At 47.0% G+C, this 20,478-nt stretch carries 17 protein-coding genes; 4 read left to right on the plus strand and 13 right to left on the minus strand.

Annotated features, from left to right (window positions below; genetic code table 11):
- Window positions 1-39 precede the first annotated feature (39 nt).
- The 8 genes from KCR01S_RS12355 to serB all read right to left on the minus strand — a co-directional run bounded on the left by KCR01S_RS12355 (window position 40) and on the right by serB (window position 10,183).
- A complete protein-coding gene (locus KCR01S_RS12355) occupies window positions 40-1,140 on the minus strand; it encodes a hypothetical protein (protein WP_061283028.1) in 1,101 nt (366 codons plus the stop codon).
- Window positions 1,141-1,164: 24 nt separating this feature from the next.
- On the minus strand, window positions 1,165-2,121 hold the full coding sequence (locus tag KCR01S_RS12360) for a hypothetical protein (RefSeq protein ID WP_156478761.1): 957 nt from the start codon (window positions 2,119-2,121) through the stop codon (window positions 1,165-1,167).
- On the minus strand, window positions 2,121-4,508 hold the full coding sequence (locus tag KCR01S_RS12365) for a glycosyltransferase (RefSeq protein WP_244886209.1): 2,388 nt from the start codon (window positions 4,506-4,508) through the stop codon (window positions 2,121-2,123). The genes KCR01S_RS12360 and KCR01S_RS12365 overlap by 1 nt, the downstream gene beginning before the upstream one ends.
- Window positions 4,509-4,567: 59 nt before the next feature.
- Window positions 4,568-5,230 (minus strand): ABC transporter ATP-binding protein, encoded by a 663-nt coding sequence (locus KCR01S_RS12370; protein WP_061283031.1) that lies wholly within the window; start codon window positions 5,228-5,230, stop codon window positions 4,568-4,570.
- Window positions 5,227-6,003 (minus strand): ABC transporter permease, encoded by a 777-nt coding sequence (locus KCR01S_RS12375; protein WP_061283032.1) that lies wholly within the window; start codon window positions 6,001-6,003, stop codon window positions 5,227-5,229. Before KCR01S_RS12375 ends, KCR01S_RS12370 begins: the two co-directional genes overlap by 4 nt.
- 469 nt (window positions 6,004-6,472) lie before the next feature.
- Window positions 6,473-7,699, minus strand: a complete 1,227-nt coding sequence (gene nadR, locus KCR01S_RS12380) for a multifunctional transcriptional regulator/nicotinamide-nucleotide adenylyltransferase/ribosylnicotinamide kinase NadR (RefSeq protein WP_061283033.1) — start codon at window positions 7,697-7,699, stop codon at window positions 6,473-6,475.
- Window positions 7,700-7,815: 116 nt separating this feature from the next.
- Entirely contained in the window at window positions 7,816-9,201 is a 1,386-nt protein-coding gene (radA, locus tag KCR01S_RS12385; protein ID WP_061283034.1) for a DNA repair protein RadA, read from the minus strand.
- A 10-nt stretch (window positions 9,202-9,211) separates the two neighbouring features.
- Window positions 9,212-10,183, minus strand: a complete 972-nt coding sequence (serB, locus tag KCR01S_RS12390; RefSeq protein WP_061283035.1) for a phosphoserine phosphatase — start codon at window positions 10,181-10,183, stop codon at window positions 9,212-9,214.
- Between the two features lie 104 nt (window positions 10,184-10,287).
- Here serB and KCR01S_RS12395 point away from each other — a divergent pair, with 104 nt between their 5' ends.
- Both KCR01S_RS12395 and lplA read left to right on the plus strand, forming a co-directional pair.
- On the plus strand, window positions 10,288-10,920 hold the full coding sequence (locus KCR01S_RS12395; protein ID WP_061283036.1) for a YtjB family periplasmic protein: 633 nt from the start codon (window positions 10,288-10,290) through the stop codon (window positions 10,918-10,920).
- A gap of 18 nt (window positions 10,921-10,938) precedes the next feature.
- Window positions 10,939-11,955 carry a lipoate--protein ligase gene (lplA, locus tag KCR01S_RS12400; RefSeq protein WP_061283037.1) on the plus strand — a complete coding sequence of 339 codons (1,017 nt, stop codon included), beginning with the start codon at window positions 10,939-10,941 and terminating at the stop codon, window positions 11,953-11,955.
- Window positions 11,956-12,042: 87 nt separating this feature from the next.
- On the opposite strand, the gene deoD is transcribed toward lplA, so the two are convergent.
- From deoD to deoC, 4 genes are all read right to left on the minus strand, one after another.
- The gene (deoD, locus tag KCR01S_RS12405; RefSeq protein ID WP_035894565.1) at window positions 12,043-12,762 is read right to left on the minus strand and encodes a purine-nucleoside phosphorylase; all 720 of its coding nucleotides are present in this window, start codon (window positions 12,760-12,762) and stop codon (window positions 12,043-12,045) included.
- Window positions 12,763-12,915: 153 nt separating this feature from the next.
- On the minus strand, window positions 12,916-14,139 hold the full coding sequence (gene deoB, locus KCR01S_RS12410) for a phosphopentomutase (RefSeq protein ID WP_061283038.1): 1,224 nt from the start codon (window positions 14,137-14,139) through the stop codon (window positions 12,916-12,918).
- Window positions 14,140-14,191: 52 nt separating this feature from the next.
- The gene (gene deoA / locus KCR01S_RS12415) at window positions 14,192-15,514 is read right to left on the minus strand and encodes a thymidine phosphorylase (RefSeq protein ID WP_052283188.1); all 1,323 of its coding nucleotides are present in this window, start codon (window positions 15,512-15,514) and stop codon (window positions 14,192-14,194) included.
- A gap of 175 nt (window positions 15,515-15,689) precedes the next feature.
- The gene (deoC, locus tag KCR01S_RS12420; protein WP_061283039.1) at window positions 15,690-16,469 is read right to left on the minus strand and encodes a deoxyribose-phosphate aldolase; all 780 of its coding nucleotides are present in this window, start codon (window positions 16,467-16,469) and stop codon (window positions 15,690-15,692) included.
- A 258-nt stretch (window positions 16,470-16,727) separates the two neighbouring features.
- On the opposite strand from deoC, the gene KCR01S_RS12425 reads away from it, so the two are divergent.
- Complete coding sequence (locus KCR01S_RS12425) at window positions 16,728-18,278, plus strand: YjjI family glycine radical enzyme (protein WP_061283040.1); 1,551 nt, start codon at window positions 16,728-16,730, stop codon at window positions 18,276-18,278.
- The gene (locus tag KCR01S_RS12430) at window positions 18,250-19,113 is read left to right on the plus strand and encodes a YjjW family glycine radical enzyme activase (RefSeq protein ID WP_061283042.1); all 864 of its coding nucleotides are present in this window, start codon (window positions 18,250-18,252) and stop codon (window positions 19,111-19,113) included. The genes KCR01S_RS12425 and KCR01S_RS12430 overlap by 29 nt, the downstream gene beginning before the upstream one ends.
- Here KCR01S_RS12430 and KCR01S_RS12435 read toward each other — a convergent pair.
- Window positions 19,108-20,385 (minus strand): NupC/NupG family nucleoside CNT transporter, encoded by a 1,278-nt coding sequence (locus tag KCR01S_RS12435; RefSeq protein WP_052283192.1) that lies wholly within the window; start codon window positions 20,383-20,385, stop codon window positions 19,108-19,110. The two genes, KCR01S_RS12430 and KCR01S_RS12435, sit on opposite strands and share 6 nt — an antisense overlap.
- Between the last annotated feature and the right edge of the window lie 93 nt (window positions 20,386-20,478).

Here is a 20,478-nt window from a genome sequence, read left to right on the forward strand (position 1 = left end):
ATATTATCATTCATTTAAATAACATTTAATAATAAAAAATCACTCATAAAATCGCATTAAAAACTCAGTCAATCTAGCACCATAGCTCTTGTCTGAAAACTCATTAGAGCTGAAGTCATTAGCACAGAATGAATGAGGTAAATTACCATCTAATTTTGCATCAATTAAATACTTATAAAAACTTTGAGCTGATGGCGATCTAATATTAAAATAAATACTCACATCTATATTTGGAGATGCCTCGCCAAAATAATATTGAAGATAAGGGACAAGAAAGGTTGCTAAATTCAAGTCGTTTACAGATCTAAATTTATTGGTCAAGAATGAACGTATCTCATCACCGAATAAATCGAAGGCGATATTATAATATTTTTTCTTAAGGGGTACGTAAGTATGAACAAGAGTATTATCATAATTTACATTAAATTCCTTTTCAAATATCCTGTTGACATTATTGCACGCAGAAAGAGTTGCTGTACGACGACCTTTTTCATTCATCGCGAGGATACTTTTAGAACTTGAAAATAAACTAGCATGCCCATTAGACCTAAAAAAGTGAGATATACTTAATTCTCTTGAAACAAAAAAATCATCATTAAAATAAATAAAATTATCAGCTAGGTTAGGAATCTTATGTAAAAACGCTTCAATTACGTGAGAGTTAAATGTTGGCAAAAAGACATCGGGAATGATGTCTTTATGATCAATTATTTTGACTTTATTTTTTAATATTTCAGGTAAATCAGGAATTTGCCCATCCGTGACGATATAAATATTATTAACCCATGGAAGATATTTATATACACTGGTAATAGAAAAATAAATCTCATTGTGATTTGTATATCGAGAATCTTCTGTTGCATACAGCTCGAACATCTCAGGAGCTGATGAATATTTATTTTTCTTTATCTTCCATACCTCATCATCCAAAGAAACCCATGTATACACAACATCTACATTGAAATCTGGAATGAATGATTTATTGATATTAAACTCTGTATTAACAACAATATTTTCGGTTAACAATTGAACATTACATTGATTTAAAATAAGGGGGTACTTATTAATCAATGCATCCCGAATGAACAAACCTGGATGAGTTACGAGCTTTCTAATTTTTCTATTAATTATAGACTTCATGAATTATTCACCAACAAGTGTGCTCTAAAGGGCCGTGACCCATAATAGCTCATAACCCTCAGAGACAAAGTATTTGCTTTTCAAGATTACTTCTTTTTCAGATATTGACTCATGTGGAACAATATCGGTTAAGAATGTATTGAAATCAGAACTATCCTTGATTTTATGGTTAAATGTTATTGCTAAAGGACAGCGTTTAGAACCGTGGACTGATTTGACCCAAACGAACTTATCCATGTAGCCATAGCTAAGATTTGCATACTGAACAGGAGTAGCATTTACGTTATCTTTACCAACTAATGAGTTTACAGTTGGGAGGAAGTCAAAAAGATAAAAATCAAGGTCATCGATACTTTTAGAAACATCATTATAATGAATTAATTGCATATTATCGATACAGCAATAATTATTTATTGAAGTAAAATTAACATTTGCACCGGGTAATAATAGGCCTATAACTTCCATCAATCGTTCATTTTTCTTAAATTGCTTAGTTATATAGGTAATTGCTGAGCCAGATGGGCTAATAAAATCAGATATAATAACATTACGTAAAAAGAAAAAATTCATATCAATAAATACAAACATTTCTTTTTTTGGTGAAATACGTAACACAACCTTATCAAAAAAATCCTGATATGTGTCATATATAATATAATTATTATTTGTTGTTTTTATACTTTTAGATATATAGTATATTTTGTTGAAATTGGTATACTTTTCGATTGATCGGCATTGATACTTTAGGATATCTGACTTACTTTCACAATCATCGATAAAATCAACTACCACAAGATTAACTTTAATTGCGTCAAGATTATACTTTAATAACATATTAACCGACAATTCATTGTTCTTCTTGTTTAGCTCATTTACTTTTCCATTCATTCCCGATTTCCTTTGTGACTTATTAAATCTTTTTAACAATGCATCATTGATAAATAACCCTGGGCTGTGAATTAATTTATTTATTTTTGACATTAATCACACGCCTCCAAGAATCTGCTTACAACTTTAGATATTTCATAGCGTTCAATATAAGTTCTTCTTGCATTTTTCCCCATAGCGTTTAATAAATCGTCGTCATTCATTAATCTCTCCATTTGATTAGCCAAATGGTTAATATCAAAGCAAGGTGAAACTAAAGAGTTATATTCATGTTGTAAAAACTCTTTTGGGCCATACTCAATGTCAAAGCTAACAACAGGTTTCCCCATACTAAAACTTTCAATATAAACCATACCAAAACCCTCTCTGGAGGAAGTTAAAACACAAAAATCACTATTATATAACTCTTCATAGACCAGTGATGTCGGTGGATATATCCGTATTTGTGCTTGCAGGCTCAGGTTTTCTATCATTTCAAGCAGTCTAGATTTCTGCTCACCATCACCATAGATATCTAACCTCCAATCTGGGTATTTTGTGGCAATGATTGAAAATGATTCAATTAATAGATCAAACTGCTTCATTTCGACTAATCTGCCAAATGAGACGATTCTGTTTTTTTTCTTGTTACTTATAACCTCTGATAGTAATGAGTATTGATCCTCTATACCATTTGGTATATTAATGATGCGTTTAATTCCATTTTTACGATAATCACTTATTTGGAATTCTGTAAGAACAATTATCTTCCATGCATATTTATAATACTTTATTATAGATTTTTTTATTTCTTCGCTATGGGAGTTAAACTCTTTATGCTCCTGTACAATTACTTTATTTGTTCTATCCGAGTTTTTAATGAGATTTATACAAATACCGGGAAATGTTCCAACAAGGATACTATTTTTGATGCTTTTAATAACTTTGAATAATTTAACATCTGTTAATAGAGATAATCCAGAGTATAAATCTTCAGATTGGTAAAATAATCTCGACCTCATTCCTGATAATATATTCTCTGAATATGTACGATATCTCCCCCTACTCCTTACATCATTCAGGAATTCTATTCTTACGCTAGGATCTAGATTTAAAACAGGAGTATCCGATGTTTTTCTCAGAGACACTATTGTGACCATAAAACCGATAGAAACCAAATAGTTTGCTTGGTTTATTATCGTTTGTACTGTTCCGCCAACGCCATAAGCATTATAGCAAAAGAATATAATATTTCGTTGAGGGGAATCAATAAGCGAGTCTACATATTTATTTGTTTTACCGAATCCTTCATAATCATTTTTTACTTTCAGATAATTTTCTTGTGCCATCCGTTTCATATTTTTATAGGAATGCTCACCTATAAAAAACCTTTCCATTTCTTTAACGGTCCTGACAGTCACGCCAAGAAAATCATATGGGGATGATAAAAAATGCCCACGTTCATATTTATAATTATCATAATCAAAATGAAGAAAAAGGACTGGTGTTTTAAGAAGATTAAACTCAAAAGCCACTGATGAATAATCAGTTACGCAAATTGCAGTTTCTTCCAAAACACTATGAAAATCATCTTGCCCTGCAAAATCGATCTTTCCATCAAATATTTTATAAAGTTTATCTTTTAATCCTAATATTTTTTCATGAAGATAAAATCTGATCTGTAGATTATTTTTTTCAGCAAAACGTAAAATACCATCTGATGTCTTGATTTCCCTCACAAGTTGTAGAAATGAGTTATCATTACTATCCTTAGTCCACTCATCGCGCCAAGTGAAAAAAAATAACAATGACTTATTTTTCTTTTTCACATCCACCAACCCCTCATGCCTGGGAAGACCACAGTTCGCAATACGACAATCCAGAAACCCAATACTCATAATTAGTTTCTTCAATATTTTTAAATCGGTTTCTTCGACATTTTTAGAATCAGAGTAATATGTTCGGAGTAAATTAACATAAAGGTCTTTTAAATCCCTTTTTTCTACGTAACTTTTTAGATGCGGCACTTTATACTTGGCTATCAACTTATTAGTATTATAGATATCTATTTTCGATTGTAAAATATCACTAACAATATACTTTTCTTTTTTTAATGAGGTACTGAAATATCTCACCCTTCCGTTATAGTGACCTTTGTAAAAATGAATTTTCTTGTACGCAATAATTCCATGCTGAAGATAAACAATAGGAGCCCAGCCTTTAGAAAGTGGCATTTTATTAAATTCTGGAAAAACATCCATGTATCCATCGTTAAGAATTAAATAATCAGCTTTATAAAATAACTTTTTATGTTTATAACTATTTTTTAAAACTATATTTTTTTTAAAGGCAGACAAACCATCAATGTCTATATTTTTCCTATCATAAATATAATAGGTGTTTTTATAACCAAGGTTAATGCGGTGTTTAAAGTAGGCAAACCCATTATCCCTCGCTTGCAATCCACCCTTTTCACTTATTAATATTATTAGGTCAGTCACTCTAGATATTTCCATTAAAATACCAATCCATTTATATTATATAAAATATAATTCATATCTTAACTTTGTAACTCACTATACTCTTTTAAAGCATCATCTACCGAGCTAAAAAAATGACATCCAAATTTATCATCGAACAATATAGCCACGTCACAATAGTCCTTTAATAAATTTGCACTATGTGCCACCATTAAGAATGATGCTTCTTTATGCCTTTGAGTAAAAATATTTTTACACTTGCGTTTAAATCGGTCATCCCCGACAGCGATAACTTCATCAACCAAGTAATAATCGAATTTAAATGCCATACTCAAACCAAATCCAAGACGAGAACGCATACCGTTAGAATAAGTTTTGATTGGCATATCAAAGTAATGGCCTAGCTCTGAGAATTCCTCTACATAGGCTATTTTCTCTCGGAGGTCATATTTACCTGAGTAAAGACGTGCAACAAATTTTACATTTTCTCTTCCGGTAAGACTCCCTTGAAACCCTCCCGCTAACCCAACAGGCCAAGAAATGCTTTGATCCGTTATTACTGAACCACTATCAGGACGATCTATACCACCAATCATACGCAACAAAGTCGATTTTCCAGCACCATTTCGCCCAATAATAGCCACGCTCTTACCTGTCGGCAATTCAACATTTAAATCATTGAAGACATAATGCCGCCCTTTCGGGGTTTTATATGATTTAGTTAAATGTTCAATTTTTATCATGATGTTAACATTGCCTTTTCTCTATAACGATAAATAACTAAACCTATCGTTATAGTTAGTAATGATACAAAAGCTAAGTATTCCAGATTTGCTCCTTCGCTAATATAACCGACACAAACAGCCTCTCGGCTTAGCTCAACAATATGGACAATAGGATTCCATAATAGGTAAGGCCAATAATCTTTAGGCACTGAATGTAAAGGGAACATAATGCAAGAAATAAAATAAAGTGGTTTTATTATTATAGGCAAAAACTTCTCTGTTTCGGGAAATGCATTCCCTACCGCCATAAAAATAATCCCAACACCACATGAAAAACAAAGTAAAAAAAACCATGTGATCGTCAAAACAATAATCCCGCTTATCTCCATATCCTCACCAAGCACTCCAAGAAATAGCATGAGAGTGATATAAACAAAGATATAAATGGCTATTTCCAATATTGCCCTGGCTATTATAGTATCAATGGGTTTCACCGGGCGATAATTAAACAACCCTTGATTAGCTTCAATTGCAGAAATAGACCTATTTGTTATATTGCTAAAAATAAAATATGGTATTATCCCATTAATCAAAAAAACTGGAAAAGAAATGTCAGGCATTGTCCTATGCATAATATACCCAAATATCCCCACCATCACCATCAGATGAGCAGCTGGTTCCAGCACCGCCCACAAATATCCCAGTCTATACTTCCCAAAGCGGGTTTTTATTTCCCGCATGAATAATGCTTTGATAACCGCCTGCTGTACTTCTAAGCCGCTCCTCGCCATACAACCTCAATCTGTATCTTTATTTTTGACACGCTACCGCCCATGGCTCATAGCTACCAGAATGCTAACGGTGAAAACATATATTTTATGGAAATGATTAAAAGGAGAGGTGAAAGGATATTAAATACTAGAATATATCTTTCAGCTATCGGAGAGGCCCGAAACATCACTCCATTGAACATTTCAGAAGACACTTATGTCTTGCTGTATTGTACTCAATCTCGTGTTATTTCGCAGTCTATGTGATTTAGTAAAATTAAAAGTGACTTTTAATTTTATTTATAAGTAATAAGAATTCATTAGAATTAATAGAGGAGGAGAATAATGAATATGACTCGATAGATTATCGATATCTAAAGTATAAATATATTCATATTTAATAATAAAACAGATAAATACAATACAAATTGTTGCCGATTTTGATTAATTTCTTATCAAGGGCTTTTCACCACAAAAAGCCCTCAACCGGTTAGTCCCCCATCAACTCTTTTACCAGCTCAACACAGCGCAGGAAACGTGAGTCATAGTCTGACTCTTCAACATGAACAAACTCGATATTATTTTTTTCAAGCATTGAAACCAGCAGCGTCTGAAACTCTTTTCGATCAACCGAACTACCAAGGCTTCGCAGCCCATCGGCCACCCATGGCGTATTATTTTCCAGTAGAATGACCAGATCGAAACGATATTCATCGATCAGTGCCTGAACAAAGGGATGTTCACGTCCTTCATACTTCTTACAAAATGCCTGCGTACTAACAAAGTCAGTATCAATAAAAGCCACTTTGTTAGCGTATTTCACTGCAAAATCGATGTACTGCGCATGACCAAGGGCAATCTTGTCATAATCTGAATACTGTAGCGCCATTTCATCTCCACCCAGGTGGGAGAAGACATAGTCGCGGCCATATTCCCACGCACTGGTGGTGTTGAAGATATTCGCCAGCTTGTTCACCAGCGTTGATTTGCCGCTCGATTCACCGCCGAGGATCGCCACCGTACGTACAAAGAAGGGTTTAACTTCGGTGGGAACATAGTCCCAATAGCGGAAGGGATTCTCACGAATCTGCGCGCCACTGATATTCATAAAGGTACGCTTCGGGTCAATAAGCACCGTTTCTACGCCCAAATGCTCAAGGTACTGTGGCGCATCCGACTCTTCAGAACTGTAAATCCAGTTCGGCTGAATCCCCTTTTCCTCCATGAATTTTTTAATTCCCGCGCTCCATACGTCCCAGCCGTGTGGGTAGGGTTCCATGCCCTCTTCATTAAAAGCATGGATACGAATGTTCTTTTGATATTTGAAGGTCTGTAATAGCCAGCGCAGACGATCGGGAACCGTTGGCTGTTGAGACATCGCGCTCTCTTCAAACAACGCACGGTCGCGTGTGTCATCATAGCCCATGATGATATGCAGTTCGTCGACCTGGCTACAGGCACGTTGAATAAGGTAAATATGTCCCGTATGCAAAGGATAAAATTTACCAAAGACTACGCCGATATTTTTTTGCTGACGCGGGAATTCCAGATTGAGAAAGCGATGTAAAGCTTCCAGCTTTTGTGCGCTAGGACTTTTAATTTTGGCGTTCAACAGCTGGCTTAAATAGCCCTTGGTCATGCCACTAGCGTCAGCGACCTGCTGTAACGTGCAGCCTTTCTGACGGATTGCGGTTTTAAGATAGTCGAACGACGACACAAGAGCCTCCTGCAAAATTGGGGTAAACCATGTACCCATTATACAAAAAACCCGGAAGTCCTCACCGCACTATCCGGGTCAATATCTTCGACGGCATTTAGCCACGCCGTGATTAATCAGTATAAGTCATCAAATACGCCGAGCGCGTCTGAGAGTTTCTTGACGCCAAATACCTGCATCCCTTCTGGAAGTTTCTTCGGTACGTTCGCCGCCGGCACAATCGCTCGACGGAAACCATGTTTTGCGGCTTCCGAAATACGCTCCTGTCCGCTTGGTACAGGGCGAATTTCTCCTGCCAGCCCGACTTCACCGAAGACCACCAAATCGTGCGGTAATGGCCTATCGCGAAGACTAGACACCATCGCCAGCAGCAGCGCTAAATCGGCACTCGTTTCGGTGACCTTCACGCCCCCCACCACATTGACGAACACATCCTGATCCGACATCTGCAGCCCACCATGGCGATGCAGCACGGCCAGCAGAATCGCCAGACGGTTTTGCTCGAGCCCCACGGCAACGCGCCTTGGGTTCGCCATCATCGATTGGTCCACCAACGCCTGAATCTCTACCAGCAGCGGTCGCGTCCCTTCCCAGACCACCATCACGGAACTGCCGGAAGTCACTTCGTCACCACGGCTGAGGAAAATAGCTGATGGGTTACTGACCTCACGCAGCCCCTGCTCAGTCATGGCGAATACGCCGAGTTCATTCACCGCACCAAAACGGTTCTTGTGGCTGCGAAGCGTGCGGAATCGAGAATCCGCATCGCCATCCAGCAACACTGAACAGTCGATACAGTGCTCCAGCACCTTCGGGCCTGCCAGCGATCCATCTTTGGTCACGTGGCCCACCATCACAATCGCCACGCCGCGAGTTTTCGCAAACCGCGTCAGATAAGCCGCGGTTTCACGCACCTGGGCAACGCTGCCCGGCGACGACTGAATATCCGCCATATGCATCACCTGGATGGAGTCAATAACCATCAGCTTCGGCTGCTCTTCCTCGGCAATCAGGCAAATTTGCTCAATGCTGGTTTCCGAGAGCATGTTCAGATTAGCCGTCGGCAGACCCAGGCGATGCGCGCGCATCGCCACCTGCTGCAACGACTCTTCCCCAGTGACGTACAGCGTCTTCATCTGTTCCGCCAGCTTGCACAGGGTTTGCAACAACAGCGTGGACTTCCCGGCCCCAGGGTTACCGCCGATAAGAATTGCACTGCCAGGAACAACGCCCCCACCCAGTACGCGGTCAAATTCTTTAAAACCGGTAGAAAAACGCGGCAGCTCTTCCAGACTAATGTCTGACAGTTTTTGCACCTTCGCGACGCCCGCATTGCCTGCGTAGCCGCTTAGACGCTCATTGCGTGCGACCGTAGGGGAAGCCGCAACGCGCACTTCGGTGATGGTATTCCAGGCCTGACAGGCGCTGCACTGCCCCTGCCAGCGAGGGTAATCCGCACCGCACTCATTACAAACAAATGCGCGTTTAGGAGCTTTCGCCACGTTAACCTCTTTATTTCTGATTCAGGCTGCCGGAGAGGATACAAAATACCCCCATCAAATCGGCATGACGGATAGTCACTTCCGTCTGTTCATTCACTTTAGGTTTCGCATGATACGCAATTCCCAGACCGGCCGTTTTGATCATCGGCAGATCGTTCGCACCATCACCGATAGCCACCGTCTGGGCATGGGTAATTTCATGTTTTTCAGCCAATTCCAGCAGCGTTTTGGCCTTATACTGCGCATCAACGATATCGCCGATGACTTCTCCCGTCAGCTTGCCGTCACGGATACCCAGCTCATTGGCAACCGCAGCAGTCAATCGCAGCTTGTCGCGCAGGTATTCGGCAAAGAAGGTGAAGCCACCGGATGCGATCGCCACTTTCCAGCCCAGCGTTTCCAGCTTTAGCACCAACTGAGTTAAGCCCGGCATGAGGGGCAGCGTGTCGCGCACCTGACGCAAAATATTGGCATCGGCATCTTTAAGCGTTGCCACACGCTGGCGCAGACTGGCGCTGAAATCCAGCTCACCACGCATCGCGCGTTCGGTCACTTCCGAGACCAGCTCGCCGGTGCCCGCCAGTTTGGCAATCTCATCGATACATTCGATCTGAATGGCCGTAGAGTCCATATCCATCACCAGCAGGCCCGGTGTACGCAGGTGCGGTATTTTTCCCAGCGGAGCCACATCCAGCCCGGCATCGTGGGCCAGGCGCGTGGCTCTGGCAGTTAACGATCCAGCCAGACGAATCACCTGATAGTCTTCAACGCACCAGGCTGCTACGATCACCATAGCCGCACCCAGTTTACGTTGGTAAGTGGTCAGGCGATCTTTGTTGAGGCCGCGGCCATACAGCAGCCAGCCGCTGCGTCCAGCGTGATAATCCAGCGGCATGACTTCATCGCCGCTGAGTGAAAGCGGCAACCCAGGCCACAAGGAGACATCTTCAGGCAGGTCGCACCAGGTCAAACTGTTTGGCATTACAGCTCCAATCTTCTCTATTAAGCCCAGGAAAATAACGCATGAGGCTACCTTGTAACCAGCGCTTCTGGCAACATTAAGCTGTAAATTTTCAAAGGTGGAATATGGTTCGCGCAAAACTGAAATTTCGATTGCATCGCACCGCGATTGTTCTGATATGTCTCGCTCTACTGGTCGCTTTAATGCAAGGAGCGTCCTGGTTTAGTCAACAAAGCCAAAAACAGCGAAATCCTCAGCTCGAAGAACTCGCCAGAACGCTCGCTTTTCAGGTCTCGCTGAACCTGGCTCCGATGATGAAAAGCGAAACGCCGGACGAGAAAAAGATCGGTAATTTACTCAAGCAGCTTACCGGTAAAAGCCGCATTCTCGATGCTGGCGTTTATGATGAGCAAGGCGATCTGATTGCGCGCGCCGGTGAGCAGGTTGATCTCCGCGATCGCCTCGCGCTGGATGGCAAAAAAGCCGGCAGTTATTTCAACCAACAGATCGTTGAACCTATACAAGGGAAAAATGGCCCACTGGGCTATCTACGCCTGACGTTGGATACCCACACCATTGCCACCGAATCCGGGCAGGTGGATAACACCACCAACATTTTACGCCTGATGCTGCTGTTATCGCTGGCCATTGGCGTTGTGCTGGCTCGCACGCTACTGCGCGGCAAACGCACTCGCTGGCAGCAGTCACCGTTTCTGCTCACCGCGAATAAGCCGGTGCAGGACGAAGATAAAGATTAATCAGAAAAGGAAATCGCTATGTCAACGCTGCGCCTGCTGCTTTCAGACTCTCACGACCCTTGGTTTAACCTTGCCGTTGAGGAGTGTATTTTTCGCCAGATGCCCGCGACCCAGCGCGTACTCTTTTTGTGGCGTAACGCCGATACCGTCGTCATCGGCCGGGCGCAAAACCCGTGGAAAGAGTGTAATACCCAACGCATGGAAGAAGATCATGTCCGCCTAGCGCGTCGAAGCAGCGGCGGCGGCGCGGTCTTCCACGATCTCGGTAATACCTGTTTTACCTTTATGGCAGGTAAACCGGAGTATGACAAAACCATCTCCACGTCTATCGTGCTGGAAGCGTTAAATTCGCTGGGGATCACCGCGGAAGCTTCTGGCCGTAACGATCTGATTGTTAAAACCGATGAGGGCGATCGAAAAGTCTCGGGCTCGGCCTACCGCGAAACCAAAGATCGCGGCTTCCACCATGGCACGCTGTTGCTCAATGCCGATCTGAGCCGTCTGGCCAACTACCTCAACCCGGATAAGAAAAAGCTTCAGGCCAAGGGGATCACCTCCGTTCGCGGCCGCGTGGCGAATCTGGTTGAGTTGTTGCCGGACGTGACTCACGAACAAATCTGTGAAGCCGTGACAGAAGCCTTCTTCCAGCACTACGGCGAGCGCGTCGAGGCAGAAATTATCTCCCCAGATAAAACCCCTGACCTGCCGAATTTCGCGGAAACCTTCGCTCGCCAGAGTAGCTGGGAGTGGAACTTCGGCCAGGCACCCGCCTTTTCACATCTACTGGATGAGCGCTTCACCTGGGGTGGCGTAGAGCTGCATTTCGACGTTGAGAAAGGTCTAATTACCCGCACACAGGTATTTACCGATAGCCTGAACCCCGCGCCGCTGGAAGCGCTTGCCGCGCGTTTACAAGGCTGTCAGTACCGTTCAGACGTGTTACAGCAGACCTGTGAAGCGTTGATTGCTGATTTTCCGGAACAAGAAGGTGAGCTGCGAGAGCTGTCGATGTGGATTGCAGGGGCCGTGCGCTAATAAATTGCCGGAGGGCGGTTACGCCTTCTCCGGCAATAGTCAAACTTGTCAGCCCGGTAAGCATAGCGCCACCGGGCAACAGACTGCTTACGCTTTATCGCCCAGCAGAACGGATTCCAGCGCGATTTTGATCATATCGTTGAACGTCGTCTGACGTTCAGCAGCAGTGGTCTGCTCGTGGGTACGGATATGGTCAGACACGGTGCAGATAGTCAGCGCTTTCGCACCGAACTCAGCCGCAACACCGTAAATACCTGCCGCTTCCATTTCCACGCCCAGGATGCCGTATTTTTCCATTACGTCGAACATGGTTGGGTCCGGCGTATAGAACAGATCGGCGGAGAAGATGTTACCGACGCGAGCGTCAACGCCCAGCGCTTTCGCTGCGTCAACCGCATCACGCACCATGCCGAAGTCTGCGATAGCCGCAAAATCGTGATCTTTAAAACGCAGGCGGTTTACTTTGGAATCGGTGCAAGCACCCATGCCGATAACCACGTCGCGCAGTTTCACGTCAGCACGTACGGCACCACAGGAGCCCACGCGGATGATTTTCTTCACACCAAAATCGGTGATCAGCTCTTTGGTGTAGATAGAGCAGGATGGGATACCCATACCGTGGCCCATCACAGAAATTTTACGGCCTTTGTAAGTACCGGTGAAACCTAACATGCCGCGAACGTTGTTTACTTCACGGACATCTTCGAGGAAAGTCTCAGCAATGTGCTTAGCACGCAGCGGGTCGCCTGGCATCAAAACTACGTCAGCGAAATCACCCATCTCTGCGTTAATGTGTGGAGTTGCCATCAATTTATCCTTATTAAAATTGAGAAGAATACCCTGAGAATTTCACGTTGTAGGAAGACGATGAATTCGTGAATCCCCGGGCGCACAGATTCACTATGTGACCGGGGCGAACGAATGAAGTCAACGCATCTACAGCGCGAAAGACAACGGGTATCACAGCATGTTTTTACCGTACGCCATTGGAGAGGTACCGAAGTAGCTCGCCAGCGTCTGACCGATATCCGCGAAAGTTTCACGGTGGCCTAAAGAGCCCGGTTTCACTTTCGGGCCGTAAACCAGCACCGGAATGTGCTCACGGGTGTGGTCAGTACCGGTCCAGCTTGGGTCACAGCCGTGGTCAGCGGTGAGGATCAGAATGTCATCCTCTCCCACCAGCTCCATCAGCTCTGGCAAACGACGGTCGAACAGTTCCAGACCGGCAGCATAGCCCGCGATATCACGACGGTGGCCCCAGGAAGAGTCGAAATCAACGAAGTTGGTGAAGACAATGGTCTCATCGCCCGCTTCTTTCATCTCTTTGATGGTCGCGTCAAACAGCGCATCCAGGCCCGTTGCTTTCACTTTTTTGGTGATGCCGCAGTTGGCGTAGATATCCGCAATTTTGCCGACAGAAACGACGTGGCCGTGTTTTTCATCAACCAGTTTCTGCAGGACGGTCGCCGCTGGCGGTTCGACGGCCAGATCGTGACGGTTGCCGGTACGCTGGAAGTTACCTGCTTTGTCGCCCACAAACGGACGCGCGATCACGCGGCCAATGTTGTAGCCACCTTCGGTCAGCTCTTCACGGGCGATTTCACACAGCTCGTAAAGTTTATCCAGCCCGTAGGTCTCTTCGTGGCAGGCGATCTGGAACACGGAGTCAGCAGAGGTGTAGAAAATCGGCTTGCCGGTTTTCATATGCTCTTCGCCCAGTTCGTCGAGGATAACCGTCCCGGAAGAGTGGCAGTTGCCGAGGTAACCCGGCAGGTTGGCACGCTTAACCAGTTTATCCAGTAGCTCCTGCGGGAAGCTGTTCTGATGGTCGCTGAAGTAGCCCCAGTCAAACAGAACCGGTACACCGGCGATTTCCCAGTGACCTGACGGAGTATCTTTACCGGAAGAGAGCTCATGCGCCCAACCGTACGCGCCAATCACTTCCGCGTTACCGTCCATACCGGCAGCAATTTTACCGGTTGAACCTTCATGCGCTTTCACCAGACCCAAACGCGTCAGGTTAGGCAAATTCAGCGGGCCCTTACGACCTTTGTCAGCCTCGCCTTTGGCGCAGGCTTCTGCAATGTGGCCCATGGTATCTGCGCCGACATCACCAAAGCGGTCAGCGTCTTCCGTTGCACCAATCCCAAAGGAGTCCAGCACCATAATAAATGCACGTTTCATCTTGTTCTCCATACATCTTGCGCTGCAAAAAAGCGATCAGATCAGTATATAACTATTCGGTGATGCGACGATAGACGGTCGGCGTAATTTCAGGCGCTTTGTCGTCCAGTTTAATTGCCGCTTTGACGGCTTTCGCCGCGTCCTGCCAGCTGGCTTCGTCTTTCGCATGGATCACCGCCAGCGGACGTTGTCCGTCAACGCTGTCGCCCAGACGCGCCATGTCGGTGAAGCCGACGCTGTAATCAATGGTGTCAGATGCCTGACGGCGACCGCCGCCCATCGAAACCACTGCCATTCCCAGTGCACGGGTGTCCATCGCGCTAACAAAACCTTCGGTATCAGCATAGACCGCTTTGCTGAGCATCGCCGTTGGCAGGTATTTCGCATAGTTTTCAACGAAATCGGTCGGGCCTTTCTGTGCCGCGACCATACGGCCGAAGATATCAGCCGCCTTACCGTTATCCAGTACAGCCTGCAGCTTAGCGCGCGCTTCGGCGTCGTCTTTCGCCAGGTTACCGGAGATCAGCATTTCTACACACAGCGCCATGGTGACATCGAACAGACGTGGGTTACGGTATTCGCCGGTCAGGAACTGCACCGCTTCGCGAACTTCAACCGCATTACCCGCACTCGATGCCAATACCTGGTTCATATCGGTCAGCAATGCGGTGGTCCGCACGCCCGCACCGTTAGACACGCCAACAATCGCTTCAGCCAGCGCCGCTGACAGTTCGTAGGTTGGCATAAAGGCGCCGCTACCCACTTTCACATCCATCACCAGCGCATCCAGACCTTCGGCCAGTTTTTTCGCCAGAATAGACGCGGTGATCAGCGGGATCGAGTCCACGGTCGCGGTGATATCACGAGTGGCATAAAAACGTTTATCCGCCGGTGCCAGCGAACTGGTTTGCCCAATAATCGCCACACCCACGTCTTTAATAATTTCGCGGAAGCGGTTGTCGTCCGGGAAGATGTCGAAGCCCGGAATCGCTTCCAGTTTATCGAGCGTACCGCCAGTATGGCCGAGGCCACGACCGGAGATCATTGGAATATAGCCGCCGCAGGCTGCCACCATTGGGCCCAGCATCAAAGAGGTCACGTCACCGACGCCGCCGGTGGAATGCTTATCGACAATCGGGCCGTTCAGATTGAGGCTCTTCCAGTCAAGGACGGTGCCCGAATCCCGCATCGCCATGGTCAGCGAGACACGCTCCGGCATGCTCATGTCATGGAAGAAAATGGTCATCGCCAGGGCCGCAATTTGCCCTTCAGAGATGGTGTTATCGCGAATACCGTTGATAAAGAAACGAATTTCTTCATCACTCAGTGCCTGACCATCACGTTTTTTACGAATAATTTCTTGAGCGAGAAACAAGGTACCCTCCTATGAAGTTAATAGCGAGGCTGGGGTGTTAACCCTCATCCTGGCCCTCTCCCAACGAGGGAGAGGGAAGCGTATGGCATGTCTAATGCCACCACGTTACCCGGTTTTCGCCCTCTCCATCCGGGGAGAGGGTTGGGGTGAGGGTGCACCCGTCTGACTTGAAGACTTAGTAGCTGCTTGCGCTTTTACCGTCGCCGTGGCCCAGCGCTTTCAGCAGGCTTGCCAGCAGCGAAGATGCGCCAAAGCGGTAGTGACGGGAGTCTGCCCAGTCAGCGCCAAACAGTTCGTCAGCGATGGACAGGAACAGCTGTGCGTCTTCAGCGGTACGCACGCCACCCGCCGGTTTGAAGCCCACGGTTTTTTCCACGCCCATATCACGAATGACTTCCATCATGATGCGCGCGCTTTCTGGCGTAGCGTTGACCGGCACTTTACCGGTAGAGGTTTTAATGAAATCGGCACCGGCTTTGATGGAGATTTCAGACGCTTTACGAATCAGCGCTTCTTCTTTCAGCTCACCGGTTTCGATGATCACTTTCAGCAGCACGTTCGCCGCCGCGCAGGCTTCTTTACAGGCTTTCACCAGATCAAAACCGACCTGCTCGTTGCCGGCAATCAGCGCGCGGTATGGGAATACCACGTCAACTTCATCTGCGCCGTAAGCGATCGCCGCGCGGGTTTCCGCCAGCGCAATATCAATGTCGTCGTTACCGTGCGGGAAGTTGGTGACGGTCGCGATACGGATGTTCGGCGTACCCTGTGCGTTCAGCGTTTTACGGGCAATCGGAATGAAACGCGGATAGATGCAGACAGCAGCAGTGTTGCCAACCGGCGTTTTGGCCTGATGACACAGCGCGATCACTTTCGCATCGGTGTCGTCTTCATTCAGGGTAGTCAAGTCCATCAACTGCAGCGCACGCAGGCTGCTTGCCTTTAAATCAGTCATTTTTCTCTCCGACGGCACAGTGCCGTGTAAATCGTTACCTTGCGGGTCTGTGACTATTGTAACACTGCCCCGCGCTCACACTTCGACTTTCATCACACTTAGTGAAAACTTCGTACAAATTTGCATTACAACAACGCGACACACTTCAAACTTTAGCGTCAAAGGTGCGAAATAAAACACCTATTCCGCCGCTGGGATCAAAGGATCGCCGTCTGGCTTTTCATACACTTCTCGCATCGCTCGTCTGAGGAACCGAACATGCCGACATCGATTGATTCACCGCTACTGAAACAGTGCCAACAAATTGTGACAAGCTCCGTGTTAACCCCGGAACAGAAACGTCATTTTCTGGCTTTAGAAGCCGAAAATGCCCTGCCATACCCTGAAATTTCAGCACAGGCTCAGGCGGCACTCGCCGATGGCGCGATCTGCGATATGTTCGAAGGTCACGCACCTTATAAACCGCGTTACGTCCTGCCGGACTACGCGCGTTTTTTGGCTAACGGCTCGGCGTGGCTGGAACTCGAAGGCGCACAGGATCTGGATGATGCACTTTCGCTGCTCTCTATCCTGTATCACCATGTTCCATCCGTCACAGCAATGCCGGTGTATCTCGGTCACCTCGATGAACTGCTATCGCCATATGTTAGAATTCTAACACAAGATGAAATCGATATCCGAATAAAACGTTTCTGGCGCTATCTCGATCGCACGCTGCCGGACGCCTTCACTCACGTCAACATTGGCCCACACGATACCCCAATAACTCGCGCAATTTTGCGCGCTGAGGCCGAGTTAAAGCAGGTTGCGCCGAATTTAACCTTTATCTACGATCCGGAAATTACCCCTGACGATTTACTGCTTCAGGTGGCACAGAATATTTGCGAGTGCAGTAAACCGCACATTGCGAACGGGCCGCAGAATGATAAGATTTTCACAAAAGGTCAGTATGGTATCGTCAGTTGCTACAACTCACTGCCGGTAGCCGGTGGTGGCAGTACGCTGGTGCGTATGAATTTGCAGCAGGTTGCCCTGCGCAGCCGCTCTCTCGATGACTTTTTCAGCCACCAGTTACCGCGCTACTGCCAGCTGCAAACCGAAATCATCAATGCACGCTGCCGCTTCCTCTACGAACAGTCGCACTTCTTTGAGAATAGCTTCCTGGTAAGTGAAGGGTTGATTGACCCGGACAGATTTGTCCCGATGTTTGGTATTTACTCGCTAGCCGAAGCCGTCAATGTCCTATGCGAGCGTGAAGGCATCCCAGCACGCTATGGCAAAGATGACGAGGCCAATCAGTTGGCCTACCGCATCAGCGCCGAACTGGCCGATTTTGTTGCCCGCACGCCGGTGCAATACGGCTGGCAGCAGCGTGCGTTGTTGCATGCGCAGTCGGGGATCAGCTCAGACATCGGTACCACGCCGGGTGCGCGTCTGCCTTATGGTGACGAACCGGATCCGATAACCCATCTGCTGACCGTGGCACCGCACCACGCACACTATTCGGCAGGGATCAGCGATATCCTGACGCTTGATGAAACCGTGAAACGTAACCCGCAAGCGGTGATGCAACTGTGTCTGGGCGCATTCAAGGTCGGGATGCGCGAGTTTAGCGCTAACGTTAGCGGTAACGATTTGGTACGCGTTACCGGCTATATGGTGCGCCTCTCTGATCTGGAGAAATTCCGCGCGGAAGGTTCCCGTACCAATACCACGTGGCTGGGGGAAGAAGCCGCCCGCAACACCCGCATCCTGGAACGCCAACCTCGCGTCGTAAGCCATGAACAACAGATGCGCTTTAGTCAGTAAAATCATCCCCTTCTCCTGCGTTGACGGGCCTGGCAGCCGCCTGGCCCTGTTTCTGCAAGGCTGTAATCTGCGCTGTAAAAACTGCCACAATCCGTGGACGATGGGGCGCTGCAACGACTGCGGCGAATGCGTGCCTCAATGCCCCCATCAGGCGCTAAGCCTGAGTGAAGGGAAAGTCCTGTGGCAATCTGAGGTATGCCAACAGTGCGATACCTGTCTGCATCTATGCCCGCAGCAGGCTACGCCCATGGCGCAACTGATGAGCATCGAGCAGGTTATCCAGCAGATAAGCAAAGTCGCCGCGTTTATCGAAGGAATTACCGTCAGCGGCGGAGAGGCCACCACTCAACTGCCGTTTATCTGCGCGCTGTTTCAACGCATAAAAGACGCGCCTGAACTCAGGCATCTCACCTGTCTGGTTGATAGCAACGGCGAATTACCGATAACCGGCTGGGAGAAACTACGCCCGGTATGCGATGGCGTGATGGTGGATTTAAAATCATGGGATAACGATGCGCACCTTGCGCTGACAGGAAAGGGCAATACGCGGATTAAACAAAGTATCCAATGGCTGGCACAGCAAAGAATGCTGAGCGAACTGCGGCTGTTGGTGATCCCGGGGCAAACGGATTATGTGCAGGAATCTGAAGCGTTAAGCGCCTTTATCAGTGCACTGGGAGACATTCCCGTCCGTCTAAATGCGTTTCACGCGCACGGTGTTTACGGAGAAGCAAAGTCGTGGCGTAGCGCCGGGCCTCAGGACGTTGAAGCCGTCAGCCAGGCGCTGCAGGCCAGAGGAATAACAAGGATTATCCCTCCGGCACTGTACTTATAGGGCGAGGAATACGCCGGCAATGGTGGCGCTCATCAGGTTGGAGAGTGTCCCTGCAGCCACGGCTTTCAGGCCCAACTGAGCGATTTCCTGACGGCGATTAGGCGCCATGCTGCCCAGCCCGCCGATAAGAATCGCAATCGAGGAAAGGTTAGCAAAACCACAGAGCGCGAAAGAGATAATCGCTTTGGTGTGGTTGGATATCACCTGCAGCCCGGCAGCGGCGACGTCCGCATCAGCCTTCAGGTATTCACCGAAGTTCATGTAAGCCACGAATTCGTTGATAACCAGCTTCTGACCGATAAAGGAGCCCGCGACCGTGGCTTCGCTCCATGGAACGCCAATGACCCACGCCAGCGGCGAGAAGACCCAGCCCAGAATCAGCTGTAGTGACAGATCCGGATAGTTAAACCAGCCACCGACGCCGGAAAGAATACCGTTTAACAGCGCAATCAGTGCGATAAATGCCAACAGCATAGCCCCAACGTTCAGCGCTAACTGCATCCCGGAAGCCGCACCCGACGCCGCAGCATCCAGCACGTTTGCTGGCGCATCGGCATCTTTTTCGTTCTTCTCAAGGGTTGGCGAATCATGCGGGGTTTCCGTTTCCGGCACGATGATTTTGGCAAACAGCAGGCCGCCAGGTGCCGCCATAAACGAGGCCGCAATCAGATATTCCAGCGGTACGCCCATCTGCGCGTATCCCGCTAATACGGAACCCGCGACGGATGCCAGGCCGCCACACATCACGGCAAACAGTTCGGAGCGAGTCATGGTCGCAATATAGGGACGCACAACTAAAGGGGCTTCCGTCTGGCCGACAAAAATATTCGCCGTCGCCGAGAGCGATTCGGTACGTGACGTTTTGAGTACCGCGCGCAGCGCACCGCCCAGAATACGAATCACGAACTGCATGATGCCGAGGTAGTACAACACGGCAATCAGCGAAGAGAAGAAGACGATAACCGGCAGAACGCGCAGTGCAAACACAAAGCCGCCGCCGCCAAAGACTTCAAACATCTTGTCGGAGACCAGGCCGCCAAAGAGAAAACCAATCCCTTCGTTACCATAGGCAATCACATTCGCGACGCCTTCCGACATGGCCAGCAGCACTTTGCGCCCGGCGGGTACATAGAGAATTAACGCACCGATGCCGACCTGTAAAAGCCAGGCACCCAGCACGGTTCGGAGATTAATCGCTTTACGATTACTGGAAAGCAGCAAGGCGATGGCAAGTAGCACCACCATGCCAATAAGTCCCATGAGGATTTGCATACAGAGTCCCTGTGTATTGAAAATACATGATAATTACGGCAAAACAACGCGGCGATTATAACGTCACGAAATTATCTTGTTCGGGCAATGTCA

The sequence above is a fragment of the Kluyvera cryocrescens NBRC 102467 genome (assembly GCF_001571285.1).
Taxonomy (GTDB): domain Bacteria; phylum Pseudomonadota; class Gammaproteobacteria; order Enterobacterales; family Enterobacteriaceae; genus Kluyvera; species Kluyvera cryocrescens.

Coding starts and splice junctions, on each gene's coding strand:
- KCR01S_RS12360 (WP_156478761.1), bottom strand. CDS start 2,121: ATGTCAAAAATAAATAAATTAATTCACAGCCCAGGGTTATTTATCAAT.
- deoC (WP_061283039.1), bottom strand. CDS start 16,469: ATGACTGATTTAAAGGCAAGCAGCCTGCGTGCGCTGCAGTTGATGGAC.
- lplA (WP_061283037.1), top strand. CDS start 10,939: ATGTCAACGCTGCGCCTGCTGCTTTCAGACTCTCACGACCCTTGGTTT.
- deoB (WP_061283038.1), bottom strand. CDS start 14,139: ATGAAACGTGCATTTATTATGGTGCTGGACTCCTTTGGGATTGGTGCA.
- KCR01S_RS12375 (WP_061283032.1), bottom strand. CDS start 6,003: ATGGCGAGGAGCGGCTTAGAAGTACAGCAGGCGGTTATCAAAGCATTA.
- KCR01S_RS12395 (WP_061283036.1), top strand. CDS start 10,288: ATGGTTCGCGCAAAACTGAAATTTCGATTGCATCGCACCGCGATTGTT.
- KCR01S_RS12355 (WP_061283028.1), bottom strand. CDS start 1,140: ATGAAGTCTATAATTAATAGAAAAATTAGAAAGCTCGTAACTCATCCA.
- KCR01S_RS12435 (WP_052283192.1), bottom strand. CDS start 20,385: ATGCAAATCCTCATGGGACTTATTGGCATGGTGGTGCTACTTGCCATC.
- KCR01S_RS12370 (WP_061283031.1), bottom strand. CDS start 5,230: ATGATAAAAATTGAACATTTAACTAAATCATATAAAACCCCGAAAGGG.
- KCR01S_RS12430 (WP_061283042.1), top strand. CDS start 18,250: ATGAACAACAGATGCGCTTTAGTCAGTAAAATCATCCCCTTCTCCTGC.
- KCR01S_RS12425 (WP_061283040.1), top strand. CDS start 16,728: ATGCCGACATCGATTGATTCACCGCTACTGAAACAGTGCCAACAAATT.
- deoD (WP_035894565.1), bottom strand. CDS start 12,762: ATGGCAACTCCACACATTAACGCAGAGATGGGTGATTTCGCTGACGTA.
- serB (WP_061283035.1), bottom strand. CDS start 10,183: ATGCCAAACAGTTTGACCTGGTGCGACCTGCCTGAAGATGTCTCCTTG.